The organism is Nocardia sp. NPDC058633 (genome assembly GCF_042717045.1).
Classification (GTDB): domain Bacteria; phylum Actinomycetota; class Actinomycetes; order Mycobacteriales; family Mycobacteriaceae; genus Nocardia.
This window is the reverse complement of the sequence record NZ_JBHXRA010000003.1, coordinates 338,110-350,720: the sequence shown is the minus strand read 5'-3', so window position 1 is coordinate 350,720 and position 12,611 is coordinate 338,110. Positions and strand designations below refer to the sequence as shown.

The window sequence follows — 12,611 nt, the reverse complement described above, 5'->3', positions numbered from 1 at the left end:
GACGTCTCCTAGGCCAGATACCGGTGGACGAGCATGACCGCCATCGCGCCCTCGCCGACCGCCGAGGCGACCCGCTTGGCGGACTCGGCGTGGACATCGCCCGCCACGAACACTCCGGGCACGCTGGTCTCGAGGTGCTGCGGTGGGCGCGGCAGTTCCCAGCCGGGGGGCCGGGCGCCGTCGACCATCAGGTCGGGTCCGGCCAGCACGTATCCGGCGGCGTCACGGGTGACAACGCCGTCGAGCCAGCCGGTCTGCGGTGCGGCGCCGATGAACAGGAACAGCCGTTGCGCGTCGACCTTGTCCTCGGATCCGGTGCTGTTGTCGCGCAGAATGATTCGTTCCAGGTGTGTGTCGCCGTCGACGCCGACCACCTCGGTCTCGGTGTGCACGATGATGTTTTCGATCCCCGCGATCTGCTGGACGAGATAGTGCGACATCGACCGCTCCAGCGAGTCGCCCCGTACCACCAGGTGCACGCGACGGGCGTTGCGGGACAGGAACACCGCGGCCTGCCCGGCCGAATTGGCCCCGCCGACGATGTAGACCTCCTGCTCGGCGCACTCCGCCGCTTCGGTCATCGCCGAGCCGTAGTACACGCCGCGCCCGGTGAATTCGTCCACGCCCGGCGCCGGATGCCGTCGATAGTCCACGCCCGTGGCGATCAACACCGTGTGCGCGCACAGCTTTCCCCCATCGGCGAACCGCACCGTGCGCGCCGAGCCGTTGACCTCGAGGGCGACCACATCGCGAGTGGTGATGATCTCCGCGCCGAACTTCGCCGCCTGCCGCCGCGCGCGATCGGCCAGCTGCGAGCCCGAGACGCCGTCGGGAAATCCGAGATAGTTCTCGATCCGCGAGCTCTGCCCCGCCTGTCCGCCGGTGGCCGTGCGCTCCACCAGCACCGTGCGCAAGCCCTCCGACGCGCCGTACACCGCCGCGCCGAGCCCGGCGGGCCCGCCACCGACCACGATCAGATCGTAGAAATCGCCACTGGGCTCGACGGTGAGTCCGACGTTCTCGGCGAGCTCGCTGTCGGTCGGCTGGATCAGCGCGGTACCCGCCGACGTGATCACCACCGGGCAGGTCAGCGGATCGGCGCCCGCCGCCTCGAGCAGCCGGGTGCCTTCCGGTTCGTCGACCGGGTACCACCGATACGGCAACTGATTGCGCGCCAGGAACTCCCGCACCTGCGAAGACCGCGGCGACCATCGATCGCCCACGACCTTGGTCTCGTACACCGGTCGTTGCTCGGCGCTGCGCCAGGCCTCGAGCAACCCGTCGATCACCGGGTAGAGCTTCTCCTCCGGCGGATCCCACGGCTTGAGCAGGTAGTGGTCGAGATCGATCACGTTGATCGCGTTGATCGCGGCATCGGTGTCGGCGTAGGCGGTGAGCAGCACCCGGCGCGCGTACGGGTGCAGGTCCATCGCCTGCTCGAGGAATTCGATCCCGTCCATGCCCGGCATCCGGTAGTCGGCGATCAACACCGCCACCGGCTGCCCGCGCAGTTTCATCTCCCGCAGCGCTTCCAGGGCCTGCTGCCCCGACTCGGCCCGCAGAATCCGGTAGTCGGCGCCATAGCGGCGGCGAAGATCGCGCACCACTGCCCGGGACACGCCGGGATCATCGTCAACGCTCAAAATTGCCGGCTTGGTTACCGAGGGAGTGCTCACGTTTTCGAGTATCCCCCTTCCCCGGACCGGGTAGCTCTCCGTATGCCCCTACCCAGGGCCAAGAGGGCTCAGACCTGCCGGTGCAACACCAGATCCAGCTCACCAGGCGTGAGCAGCCGTTCGAGCCGTTCCTCGCGTTCGAGTCGAGTACCCCGCGGGACGAACGCCCGGGCAAGCGTGAAGGCCTCGTCCGGTCCGATGCTCGGCAGGAGCGGGACCTCGTTGATATGCCTGCGTGGCAGGAGTGAGCGCAGTTTCACGGCCGATCACCTCGGGTTGACGACGGGAACGCTGGAGGCTGAGCTTCGTCGATCAGCAAACGTCGGTAGCGAAAAGTTTGCCAGCATGTCCGAGTTGGTGCAAGTGGGACAAGGTGGACACGGCGAGCCGACCGGTCGGCGGCCTGCTACGGTGCAGGCCGCCCCGGTTGTGCGCGGATTTGCTGATCAGCTATTTCCAGGCGGGCAGGCTGACAACCTGTGCCGCATAGGACAGCCCGGCGCCGAAGGCGATCAGCAGCGCGGTATCGCCCGGCTTCGATTCGCCCTTGCGCAACAGCGCGTCCATCGCGAGGGGTACCGATGCTGCCGAAGTGTTGCCGGAGTCCTCGATGTCGTTGGCGAGCGCGCAGTGCTCCGGTAGCTCGAGCACCCTGGCCATGATCTCGATGATCCGGCCGTTGGCCTGGTGCGGGATCATCGCATCGAGGTCGCCGGTGGTCAGGCCCGCGCGGTCGACCGCCTCGCGGCAGACCTTCTCCAGCGAGTGCGCGGCCCAGCGGAACACCGCGGTGCCCTCCATCTCGAGATAGGGCCGCACCGCGTCGGTGCCCTTCTCCTCGATCTCGGCGAAGAATTCCGCCCAGTCCTTGGACTGGCGGATGGCGTGGTGCTGGGTGCCGTCCGAACCCCAGACGGTCGGGCCGATGCCCTGCTCGGCCGACGGGCCGACGACCACCGCGCCCGCGCCGTCGGCGAACAGGAACGCCGTCGAGCGATCGGTGAAATCGACGGCCTCGGTGAGTTTCTCGACACCGATGACCAGGACGTGACTCGAAGTGCCCGCGCGCACCAGGTCCGAGGCCATGCCCACCGCGTGACAGAACCCGGCGCAGCCCGCCGAGATGTCGAAGGCGGCCGAGCCGGTCATGCCCAGTTCGGTGGCGATGCGCGGGCCGATGGCCGGAGTGAGCATCAGGTGCGTCGAGGTGGCCACGAGGACGCAGTCGATCTGGTCGACCTCCACATTCGCGGCGGCGATCGCGTCGCGCGCGGCGGCGACGCTCATGCTCTGGATGGTTTCCTCGGCCGAGGCGAAGCGCCTGGTCTTGATGCCCGACCGGGTGCGGATCCACTCGTCGCTCGAGTCGATCGGCCCCGCTACCTCGTCGTTGGTGACCACCCGGGCCGGGCGGTAGACGCCCAATCCGAGGATCGCGGTGTGCTCAGCACCCGTCGTCTGGGCGATTCGAGCAGCCATTGTGTGTCTCCTATGTACCTGTCAACCTGCGGCAGTACCGCTGGGTGTACCCGAAGCATCGAACTCTGTCCCTCATCACCCATGATCCGCGCGTGGACATCATGTGAACGCTCAGACATGAGGCCTCCTCATATTACCGTCTCGGATTGTGATCTGAGTGTCGATTGTCACAAGAGGGCCGGGGGTATCTTGGTGACAAGGCGATTGCTCGCCGACCCTTCGAGGGATCGAGGACACCATGCTCGGACTCGGCATCATCAGTTGGATCATCATCGGCGGTCTGGCCGGATGGATCGCGAGCAAGTTCATGAAGACCGACGCACAGCAGGGCATCCTGCTCAACATCGTCGTGGGAATCATCGGCGGACTACTCGGCGGTTTCCTGCTGAGCCTGTTCGGCGTCGACGTCGAAGGCGCAGGCTGGATATTCAGCTTCATCACCTGCCTGGCGGGCGCCTGCGTGTTGTTGTTCCTGGTGAAGCTGTTCACCGGGCGTAAATCGGTCCACTGACCACGGGTGCTTGCCGCGGGCTTCCCGTAGGGTGTGATCGCTTGTAGTCATCACACGAAAGAGGAAGCCCGTGGCACGCCGCCCCACCCCGCCCGGCACGCCCGATACCACCGGCGTCGGCCATGTCGTCGACTTGGTGCGCGCCGCTGTGCCCCCGCTACATCCCGCCGGCCTGCCGTTCGTCGCGGTGCCGTTGGCGGTGGCCGTCGTCGGCGGACGCAACAAATGGGTGCGTCGGGCCGGTCTCACCGCCGCCGCAGCCTGCGCCGCCTTCTTCCGGCACCCCCACCGCGTGCCGCCGAACCGCCCGGGCATCGTGGTCGCGCCCGCCGACGGCGAAGTGGCGCTGGTCGACACCGCGGTACCGCCTGTCGAGCTCGGACTCGGCGATCAGCCGCTGCCGCGCGTGAGCATCTTCCTGTCGGTGCTCGATGTGCACGTGCAGCGCGTTCCGGTGTCGGGCACCGTGCGCGAAGTGCTGCATCAGCCGGGCAAGTTCCTCTCGGCCGACCTGCCGGAGGCCTCCGACGCCAACGAGCGCAACAGCATGGTCATCGACACCACCGACGGCAAGCAGGTGGTGGTGGTCCAGATCGCCGGTCTGCTGGCCCGGCGGATCGTCTGCGATGCCCGCGTCGGCGACCGGCTCACCATCGGTGACACCTACGGCCTGATCCGGTTCGGGTCCCGCGTCGACACCTATTTCCCGGTCGGCACCGAACTGCTGGTGGCCCCCGGACAGCGCACGATCGGGGCCGAAACCGTCCTGGCTGTGCTGGGATGATCGACCAGGCGCGCAAGCGTCCCCGTTCCGTGCGACTGCTGCCCAGCGTCGTCACCATTCTCGCGCTGTGCGCGGGCTTGTCGGCGGTGAAGTTCGGACTCGACGGTGAGCTCGGTATCTCGCTGGCCATGGTCGGCGCGGCCGCCGTCCTCGACACCCTCGACGGCCGGCTCGCGCGCATGCTCGACGCCACCAGCAAGATGGGCGCCGAGCTCGATTCGCTCTCGGATGCGATCTCCTTCGGCGTCGCGCCCGCGTTGGTCATCTACGTGACGCTGCTCGACGACAAGAGCGCGGGCTGGATCGTCGCGCTGCTGTTCGCGGTGAGCCTGGTCTTGCGCCTGGCCCGCTTCAACACCCTGCTCGACGACGATTCCCGCCCCAATTGGGCGCGGGAGTACTTCGTCGGTGTGCCCGCGCCCGCCGGTGCGTTGATCGCGTTGGTGCCGATCGCGTTGAAGGTGCAGTTCGGCGACGGCTGGTGGGACAGTTTCGCCTTCGTCGCCGCTTGGACGATCTTCGCCGCGCTGCTGTGTGTGAGCACCATCCCGACCCTGGCGATGAAGTCGGTGTCGGTCGCCCCGCAGGCGGCAGCCGGTCTGCTGGTCCTGACCGCCCTGGCCGCGGCGCTGCTCGTCACCTATCCGATCGTGCTGCTGCTGATCTTGGTCGCGCTGTACCTGGCGCACATTCCGTTCGCCTGGCGGTCAGCTCGCTGGGTGGCCGCACGGCCGGAGACCTGGCAGCACAAGCCCGCTGAGCGGCGCGCGCAACGGCGTGCGCAGCGACGGATGCCCGCGATCCGCCGTCCGGCGATCCGTGGATCCGCGCGCCTGCGTCTGCGTCGTCCGCGCAACGACGAGTAGCGCGCGGCGGGGCGAGATGACGCCCACACCGTGGTGGCCTGCGGCGAGTTCCGCTGTACCGTTGCGGAACTGGGTAGTCCGGCAAAGGGGCACAGGTGGAATCCGACGGCGTCGCCGAGTTCATGCAGCATCGGCAGCGGCTGTTCTCGCTGGCATATCGCATGTTCGGCGCGGCGACCGAGGCCGAGGACGTGGTGCAGGAGGTCTATCTGCGGTGGGCGTCGGCCGACCGGGCGGAGATCGCCAATCCGCAAGCGTGGTTGACGACGGTCACCGTGAATCTGTGCCGCACCCAGCTCGTTTCGGCCCGCGCCCGCCGCGAGACCTATGTCGGTCAGTGGCTGCCGGAGCCGGTGCCGACCGGTGCCGGAGCGCTGGGCCCGTTGGGGACCGTCGAGGAACGCGAGTCGGTCTCCCTGGCGGTGCTCACCGCGATGGAACGGCTCAGTCCGATCGAGCGCGCGGTGTTCGTGTTGCGCGAGGCATTCGGTTACCCGCATGCCGAGATCGCGCAGATGCTCGAACTCACCGAGGCCAACACCCAGCAGATATTTCATCGCGCAGGCAGGCGGGTGCGCACCGGCAAGCAGCGCTACGTGGTGTCGGCCGAGCACGCGCGCACCATGATCGAGAAGTTCTTGCAGGCGGCCTCGACCGGTGATGTGGACGGCCTGCGCGAACTGCTCGCCGACGACGTGGTCTCGGTCGCCGACGGTGGCGGCCGGGTGGTCGCGGCCAAGATCCCGGTGGTCGGTATCGACGTGGTCGCGCGCTACCTGTCCAACCTGCGACGCTTCCTCAGTCCCACGTCGCGGTTCGAGTTCGCCGAGATCAACGGCGACGTGGGTCTGATCATGTTCCAGGACGAGGCCCCGGCCGGGGTGCTCGTGTTCGACTTCGACGAGGCGGGCGCGATCGCGGCGGTTCGGACGGTCGTGAACCCGATCAAATTGGGCGCGGTCATTCTGTGATCCAGATCACGTGTGCTAGCTGTCAGGAACCCGGCGGCTGATCGGTCTGGTGTGTGTCGGCATTTCGAGAGAAGGAGCCACATCATGACCGGTCAGCATCGGATCGTCGTCCTAGGCGCCGGGTACGCGGGACTCACCGCGGCCCGCGCCCTCGCGAAGAAGACTCGCGACACCCAGATCACCGTCGTGGACGGTCGCGCCGAATTCGTGCAGCGGGTGCGCCTGCACCAGGCCGCCGCGGGCCAGCCGGTGAAGCGGCTCGCCCTGCGTGAGTCGCTGGGGCGCAAGGGCATCGAATTCATCCAGGCACGGGTCACCGACCTGGACCCGGACCGCAAGATCGTCGCCGTCGACGGTGCGTGGACGCTGCACTACGACACCCTCGTCTACGCGCTCGGCAGCCAGGCCGACCGTCACGCTGTCCCCGGCGCCGCCGAGCACGCGAAGTTCGTCGCCACCGCCGAAGACGTGACCGAACTGTCGGGTCAGATCGTCGTCGTCGGATCGGGGCCGACCGGTATCGAGCTGGCCACCGAACTCGCCGAGTCGCAACCGCAGTCGCGCATCAGCCTGCTCGGCTCCGAGGATCCGGGCGCCTGGCTCTCGCCGCGCGCGCACCAGGCGATCCGCGCCGCGCTCACCCGGCTCGGCGTCGAGATCCGCTCCGGGGTCAAGGTCGTCGAGGTGCTGCCCGATGCGGTCCGGCTCGCCGACGGCACCCTGGTTCCCGCCGCTACCACCGTCTGGACCACCGGTTTCACTGTTCCCGACCTCGCGCGTCGCGCGGGTCTCGACGTCGCCGTCGACGGTCGCATCCGCACCGACGACACGCTGCGCTCGGTCTCGCACCCCGACATCTACGCCGTCGGCGACGCCGCCCTGATGGCCGGGGTGGACGGCCGCCCGCTACGAATGGCCTGTGCGACAGCGATTCCCGCCGGGCAGTATGTGGTCGGGGCGATCACGGCGCGGGCGCGTGGGCGCGAACCCGAGCCGATGAACGGTCGCTACGTGGCGCAGTGCATCAGCCTCGGCCGCCGCGACGCGGTGCTGCAGCTCGTCAAGGCCGACGACACCCCGACGAAGACGGTGTTCACCGGCCGCATCGGTGTGGTGATGAAGGAGCTGATCGTGCGCGGGACCGCGTTCACGGTCGGACTGCGGTAGTCCGCGCTGAGCGCATACTGATCGCGAGATCGGTCGATCTGCCGACGGTCGAAGCGAATAGTGTGCGCTCAGCTCGGGGCACCCCCGGAGCCACGCAACCCCCGGACAAGTACCCGACCCCACGGCGCCACCGCGACCAGGCAGAGCGTGCCCAGCCACGGCAGCCGCCACCACCAGGGCACCTGGCGCTCGCTCACCGTCGGCGTCTCCGTCAGCAGGCGCGCCGTCGACGACCACACCACGAACGCGTCGCCGATCGGCAACTGCCCGAACGCGTAGCGTTTCGACCACGGCAGGTCGATCGGCAGCCCGAGCAGTTCGCCTTCCGATCCGATCGCCGTGGCCAGCGCGCGGTCGCCGTTCACCCTGGCCGCGCCGACCGCGACCACGGTGGCGGAAAGGCTGATCCCGGCGATCAACGGGCCGGAGTCGACATCGCCGCTCCCGTCCACCCCTTTCGGGTACTCGCGCACAGCGGGCCCGAAACCACCTGGGTAAGCGAGGAACTGGTCGCGAAACAGCGTGTACTGATCCTTCGCGAACGCCGGATCGATCTCGGGCAGGAACCGGTGGATCACCGTTTGCGAGGTCGCCCGCGTACCGGTCGTCAGCGAGCCGTCGGCCGGTGAGACCTGATGTGGCAGCAGGCCGGTCGCGGGGTCGAGTCGGGCCTTCGCTTGCGTGAGCCACCGCTCGACGACCGCGCTGTATTTCGCGCCGAACAGCTTGTCGTGCAGGCGAAGCGACGCTATCGCGACCGTCGAGTCGACCGGCCACGCCTGACCCCGATAGGCCTGGAGAAATGGCGTGTCGGCCGCGGAGAACGCCTGCGCGAGCTCGGCACTGCGCTCGGAGAACTGGTGTACCGCTGCGGTGTCGGCGTCATCGAGGGACAGGATCGCCCCGCGCAACCAGTTGGTCCACCCCGCCCAGAACACCCCGTACGCGGGCTGTAGTCGGGGACTGAACACCGCGCGACCCTCGTCGGACTCCACTCGCGCGAGCGCCCACCGTGCCGCGCGCAGTGCGTGGTCGCGTAGTGCCGCGTCGGTGTGCGCGGCCTGCACCCAGGCGAGACCGTAGAGCACGTTCGAGAAGACGTAGCCCTCCGGAAACAGCTCCTGCGCGGCCGTGGCCGACCCGCCGTCGAGCGCGTCGCGCACGAACGCCAACTGGCGTTCGGTGGACCCGGGCTGTTCGTCGAGCCCCGGCTGCGGCCACAGCAATCGGCCGACGCCGATCAGGCACGCCACGGTCACGACGATTCCCACCCCGCGCGGCGCCCAGCGCCGAAATCTCCCCATGGCACCACTCTGCCAGCAATCGATCGTCAACTAAAGGTTGACGATCAGCTTCCGTCAACCTACAGTTGACGCATGAGCATCCCGAACTTTCGCCTCGACGACCTGATCGACGGCATCAAGAAAGCCCGCCCCGACAATGTCCTCGACCAACTCTCCGACGCCGTGGTCGCGGCCGGTCACCTCGGTGAGACGGCCGACCATCTGATCGGGCACTTCGTCGACCAGGCCCGCCGCTCCGGCGCCTCCTGGACCGATATCGGCGCCAGCATGGGCGTCAGCAAGCAGGCCGTCCAGAAGCGATTCGTGCCCAAGGGGCCCAGTGACACCGCCGCCATGGACCCGCAGGCCGGCTTCGCCAAGTTCACCGACCGGGCCCGGCATGTGGTCGTCGGCGCGCAGGAGGCGGCGCGCGCCTCGGGGAGCGGTCAGATCGCGCTCGGGCACCTGATCCTCGGCCTGATCGGCCAGTCGGAGGGATTGGCCGCCAAGGAGATCGAGGCCAGGGGTGTCACGCTGGACGCGGTACGCGCTGCCGCGACCGCCTCGCTGCCTGCCGCCGGCGGTGACGTGCCGGCGCTCATCCCGTTCGACGGCGACACGAAGAAGGTTCTCGAGCTCACCTTTCGCGAGGCGTTGCGCCTCGGTCACAACTACATCGGCACCGAGCACATCCTGCTGGCTCTGCTGGAACAGGAGAACGGCACCGGCGTACTCAGCGGTCTGGGCCTTGACAAGGCCGTCGTCGAGGCCGAACTCGTCGAGCTGCTGAATCAGCTCCTGGCCTCGGTGGAGGACGAAGCCTGAGACGGCGACCTTGCACTCTCACCACCTGAGTGCTAAAAATGGCTTTGGCACTCGTGACTGTTGAGTGCCAGGTCGGGGTGGTGAGATCGGGTTCCATCGACACCCTCGGTCGTCCGTCGCGGGCACCGCACCTGGCCGGCGTAACTTTTGGGGCGATCCAACCTGTGGTCGTCTCGTGTGTCAGCCATAGACATGTGGAGGATCTCAACGCAATGGCCAAGACAATTGCGTACGACGAAGAGGCCCGTCGCGGTCTCGAGCGGGGTCTGAACGCCCTCGCCGACGCTGTCAAGGTGACGCTGGGCCCGAAGGGTCGCAACGTCGTGCTCGAGAAGAAGTGGGGCGCCCCCACGATCACCAACGATGGTGTTTCCATCGCCAAGGAGATCGACCTCGAGGACCCGTACGAGAAGATCGGCGCCGAGCTGGTCAAGGAAGTCGCCAAGAAGACGGATGACGTCGCCGGCGACGGAACGACCACCGCTACCGTGCTCGCCCAGGCTCTCGTGCGTGAAGGTCTGCGCAACGTCGCGGCCGGCGCGAACCCGCTCGGGCTCAAGCGTGGCATCGAGAAGGCCGTCGAGGCCGTCACCGCCAAGCTGCTCGACACCGCCAAGGAGATCGACACCAAGGAGCAGATCGCTGCTACCGCTGGTATCTCCGCGGGCGACCCGGCCATCGGCCAGCTCATCGCCGAGGCGATGGACAAGGTCGGCAAGGAAGGTGTCATCACCGTCGAGGAGAGCAACACCTTCGGGCTCCAGCTGGAGCTCACCGAGGGTATGCGCTTCGACAAGGGCTACATCTCCGGTTACTTCGTGACCGACCCCGAGCGTCAGGAAGCGGTCCTCGAGGACCCGTACATCCTGCTCGTCTCGTCCAAGATCTCGACGGTCAAGGACCTGCTGCCGCTGCTGGAGAAGGTCATCCAGGCCGGCAAGCCGCTGCTGATCATCGCCGAGGACGTCGAGGGCGAAGCCCTGTCGACCCTGGTCGTGAACAAGATCCGTGGCACCTTCAAGTCCGTCGCCGTCAAGGCGCCCGGCTTCGGTGACCGTCGCAAGGCCCAGCTGGCCGATATCGCCATCCTCACCGGTGGCGAGGTCATCAGCGAAGAGGTCGGCCTCTCCCTGGAGACCGCCGGCATCGAGCTGCTCGGCACCGCGCGCAAGGTCGTCATCACCAAGGACGAGACCACCATCGTCGAGGGTGCCGGCGACGCGGAGGCCATCAAGGGCCGCGTGGCGCAGATCCGCGCCGAGATCGAGTCCTCGGATTCGGACTACGACCGTGAGAAGCTGCAGGAACGTCTGGCCAAGCTGGCCGGCGGCGTCGCGGTGATCAAGGCCGGTGCCGCCACCGAGGTCGAGCTCAAGGAGCGCAAGCACCGCATCGAAGATGCCGTGCGCAACGCCAAGGCCGCCGTCGAAGAGGGCATCGTTGCCGGTGGTGGCGTCGCGCTGCTGCAGGCCGCCCCCGCGCTCGACGGCTTCAGCGGCCTGACCGCTGACGAGGCGACCGGTGTCAACATCGTGCGCGTCGCGCTGTCGGCTCCGCTCAAGCAGATCGCCTTCAACGCGGGCCTCGAGCCCGGCGTCGTGGCCGAGAAGGTCTCCAACCTCCCCGAGGGCGAAGGCCTGAACGCCGACACCGGTGTCTACGAGAACCTGCTGGCCGCCGGCGTTGCCGACCCGGTCAAGGTCACCCGCTCGGCCCTGCAGAACGCGGCCTCCATCGCCGCGCTCTTCCTCACCACCGAGGCAGTAGTCGCCGACAAGCCGGAGAAGTCCGCCCCCGCGGGCGGCGACCCCACCGGCGGCATGGGCGGCATGGACTTCTGATCTCTTGATCAGCTAGCCCAACGCAAGTCACGAAGACCGGCCCACCACTCGGTGGGCCGGTCTTCGGCATGAAATAGGGGAGTGCGCATGGCGATCGTCCACACGGTCCGCAAGTACTGGTTGTTCTGTGTACTGATGGGGATAATTTGCGGCTGGGTGATTCTGTCGGGTCTGCTCGATCTGGCCGACGGTACGGTCACCTGCCACGACTGGAGCCCCCTCGTCCTGGATTTCACCAGCTATGACATGGCACCAGGCGATAACTCGTGCGCGATGTCGAAGTCCGGCTTCGCCAACTACGCGGACGTGAAAATGATCAACAACGTCCTGGACTCGGTGCGGGTCATCATCGGTGCGGCGATGTTGTGGATAGGTTGTTCCTCGATACGCGAACTGGCCAAGCGGGACAACCCGAGCGAATAGGCTGACCTACGCGCGAGGTCAGCCGACCGGGGTCAACCGCAGGCGTTCGGCAAGTTCGTTGAAGATGTAGAAGTTGGGGATGGTGCTGACGGGGGCCAGCGACATCCACATGCCCGAGAGCTTGATGCGGATGTGGCCGCTGCGTGCGTCGATGAGTTGGATGTCTTCCCAGGGCAGGGCCTCGCCGCGGTAGGTGAGGGCGTCGAGGGAGAGGGCGAGGTCGCCGAAGGCGACGGTGTCGCCGTTGTCTATGGCTGCTACCGCGATGGGGAGTTGGGTTGCGGTGACGGCGGATTGGATGGCGCGGGCCCATTCGCGAGCGCGGGCGAAACCCTCTTCGTCGACGGTCGCTTCGACACCGCCGGGGCCCGACAGCTCCAGCAGGTAGGTGACGGGGGTGGTGTCGTGGAAGGGGATCTCGTGCTGGCGCACTTCGGTACTGTCCCAACGGAAGCCGGCCACGCGCTGGCCCGAGCGGTAAACGGTGACGCCGTGGTCGAACAGGTCGATGCGGGCGGCGCGGTTCTGCCGGTTGACGACTCCGCGGTGGAGCGCGAGCAGCACGGGAGCCGCGGCGATCACGAGCAGTGCGATGCCGCCTTGCCATGCGCCGACGGCGCCGACGATGATGCCGATGGTGGCGATACAACCCGCGACGATGCCGCAGCCACGCACGAAGGTGTCGTCGGCGGGGGTGGCGAGAAAGGTGTCACGGTGCGCGCCGAGGTGCTGATACTCCGCCATCAGGTGTATCAGTTGGGTCAACGGCACTGTATGCCGACTTT

General features: G+C 67.6%; 13 protein-coding genes. 8 read left to right on the top strand and 5 right to left on the bottom strand.

Features of this window, described 5'->3' with window-relative positions:
• Nucleotides 1-8: 8 nt before the first annotated feature.
• The 3 genes from ACFWUR_RS05645 to ACFWUR_RS05635 form a co-directional block, all read right to left on the bottom strand.
• Nucleotides 9-1,676: an FAD-dependent oxidoreductase gene (locus ACFWUR_RS05645; protein WP_378902354.1), complete on the bottom strand. Its 1,668-nt coding sequence runs from the start codon at nucleotides 1,674-1,676 to the stop codon at nucleotides 9-11.
• Nucleotides 1,677-1,744: 68 nt separating this feature from the next.
• Nucleotides 1,745-1,936 (bottom strand): hypothetical protein, encoded by a 192-nt coding sequence (locus tag ACFWUR_RS05640; RefSeq protein ID WP_378902351.1) that lies wholly within the window; start codon nucleotides 1,934-1,936, stop codon nucleotides 1,745-1,747.
• Between the two features lie 190 nt (nucleotides 1,937-2,126).
• Entirely contained in the window at nucleotides 2,127-3,155 is a 1,029-nt protein-coding gene (locus ACFWUR_RS05635; protein ID WP_378902348.1) for a beta-ketoacyl-ACP synthase III, read from the bottom strand.
• Nucleotides 3,156-3,393: 238 nt separating this feature from the next.
• On the opposite strand from ACFWUR_RS05635, the gene ACFWUR_RS05630 reads away from it, so the two are divergent.
• The 5 genes from ACFWUR_RS05630 to ACFWUR_RS05610 all read left to right on the top strand — a co-directional run bounded on the left by ACFWUR_RS05630 (nucleotide 3,394) and on the right by ACFWUR_RS05610 (nucleotide 7,454).
• Nucleotides 3,394-3,666 (top strand): GlsB/YeaQ/YmgE family stress response membrane protein, encoded by a 273-nt coding sequence (locus ACFWUR_RS05630; RefSeq protein ID WP_378902345.1) that lies wholly within the window; start codon nucleotides 3,394-3,396, stop codon nucleotides 3,664-3,666.
• Between the two features lie 70 nt (nucleotides 3,667-3,736).
• On the top strand, nucleotides 3,737-4,450 hold the full coding sequence (locus ACFWUR_RS05625; RefSeq protein WP_378902342.1) for a phosphatidylserine decarboxylase: 714 nt from the start codon (nucleotides 3,737-3,739) through the stop codon (nucleotides 4,448-4,450).
• Nucleotides 4,447-5,316 carry a CDP-alcohol phosphatidyltransferase family protein gene (locus ACFWUR_RS05620; protein WP_378902339.1) on the top strand — a complete coding sequence of 290 codons (870 nt, stop codon included), beginning with the start codon at nucleotides 4,447-4,449 and terminating at the stop codon, nucleotides 5,314-5,316. The genes ACFWUR_RS05625 and ACFWUR_RS05620 overlap by 4 nt, the downstream gene beginning before the upstream one ends.
• 95 nt (nucleotides 5,317-5,411) lie before the next feature.
• The gene (locus ACFWUR_RS05615; RefSeq protein ID WP_378902336.1) at nucleotides 5,412-6,287 is read left to right on the top strand and encodes an RNA polymerase sigma-70 factor; all 876 of its coding nucleotides are present in this window, start codon (nucleotides 5,412-5,414) and stop codon (nucleotides 6,285-6,287) included.
• Nucleotides 6,288-6,371: 84 nt separating this feature from the next.
• The gene (locus ACFWUR_RS05610; protein WP_378902333.1) at nucleotides 6,372-7,454 is read left to right on the top strand and encodes an NAD(P)/FAD-dependent oxidoreductase; all 1,083 of its coding nucleotides are present in this window, start codon (nucleotides 6,372-6,374) and stop codon (nucleotides 7,452-7,454) included.
• A gap of 68 nt (nucleotides 7,455-7,522) precedes the next feature.
• Here the strand turns inward: ACFWUR_RS05610 and ACFWUR_RS05605 are convergent, their stop codons facing one another.
• Nucleotides 7,523-8,758, bottom strand: a complete 1,236-nt coding sequence (locus ACFWUR_RS05605; protein ID WP_378902330.1) for a hypothetical protein — start codon at nucleotides 8,756-8,758, stop codon at nucleotides 7,523-7,525.
• A gap of 72 nt (nucleotides 8,759-8,830) precedes the next feature.
• Here ACFWUR_RS05605 and ACFWUR_RS05600 point away from each other — a divergent pair, with 72 nt between their 5' ends.
• The 3 genes from ACFWUR_RS05600 to ACFWUR_RS05590 all read left to right on the top strand — a co-directional run bounded on the left by ACFWUR_RS05600 (nucleotide 8,831) and on the right by ACFWUR_RS05590 (nucleotide 11,826).
• Nucleotides 8,831-9,562, top strand: coding sequence for a Clp protease N-terminal domain-containing protein (locus ACFWUR_RS05600; RefSeq protein ID WP_378902327.1), 732 nt, complete (start codon nucleotides 8,831-8,833; stop codon nucleotides 9,560-9,562).
• A gap of 212 nt (nucleotides 9,563-9,774) precedes the next feature.
• Nucleotides 9,775-11,403 (top strand): chaperonin GroEL, encoded by a 1,629-nt coding sequence (gene groL / locus ACFWUR_RS05595; RefSeq protein WP_056816261.1) that lies wholly within the window; start codon nucleotides 9,775-9,777, stop codon nucleotides 11,401-11,403.
• Between the two features lie 87 nt (nucleotides 11,404-11,490).
• A complete protein-coding gene (locus ACFWUR_RS05590; RefSeq protein WP_378902324.1) occupies nucleotides 11,491-11,826 on the top strand; it encodes a hypothetical protein in 336 nt (111 codons plus the stop codon).
• Between the two features lie 18 nt (nucleotides 11,827-11,844).
• On the opposite strand, the gene ACFWUR_RS05585 is transcribed toward ACFWUR_RS05590, so the two are convergent.
• Complete coding sequence (locus tag ACFWUR_RS05585) at nucleotides 11,845-12,597, bottom strand: DUF6585 family protein (protein ID WP_378902321.1); 753 nt, start codon at nucleotides 12,595-12,597, stop codon at nucleotides 11,845-11,847.
• Nucleotides 12,598-12,611: the final 14 nt, after the last annotated feature.

Excerpts from the sequence above, each read along its gene's own strand:
- ACFWUR_RS05635 (WP_378902348.1), bottom strand. The coding sequence starts at position 3,155 with ATGGCTGCTCGAATCGCCCAGACGACGGGTGCTGAGCACACCGCGATC.
- ACFWUR_RS05630 (WP_378902345.1), top strand. The coding sequence starts at position 3,394 with ATGCTCGGACTCGGCATCATCAGTTGGATCATCATCGGCGGTCTGGCC.
- ACFWUR_RS05620 (WP_378902339.1), top strand. The coding sequence starts at position 4,447 with ATGATCGACCAGGCGCGCAAGCGTCCCCGTTCCGTGCGACTGCTGCCC.
- ACFWUR_RS05610 (WP_378902333.1), top strand. The coding sequence starts at position 6,372 with ATGACCGGTCAGCATCGGATCGTCGTCCTAGGCGCCGGGTACGCGGGA.
- ACFWUR_RS05605 (WP_378902330.1), bottom strand. The coding sequence starts at position 8,758 with ATGGGGAGATTTCGGCGCTGGGCGCCGCGCGGGGTGGGAATCGTCGTG.
- ACFWUR_RS05600 (WP_378902327.1), top strand. The coding sequence starts at position 8,831 with ATGAGCATCCCGAACTTTCGCCTCGACGACCTGATCGACGGCATCAAG.
- groL (WP_056816261.1), top strand. The coding sequence starts at position 9,775 with ATGGCCAAGACAATTGCGTACGACGAAGAGGCCCGTCGCGGTCTCGAG.
- ACFWUR_RS05590 (WP_378902324.1), top strand. The coding sequence starts at position 11,491 with ATGGCGATCGTCCACACGGTCCGCAAGTACTGGTTGTTCTGTGTACTG.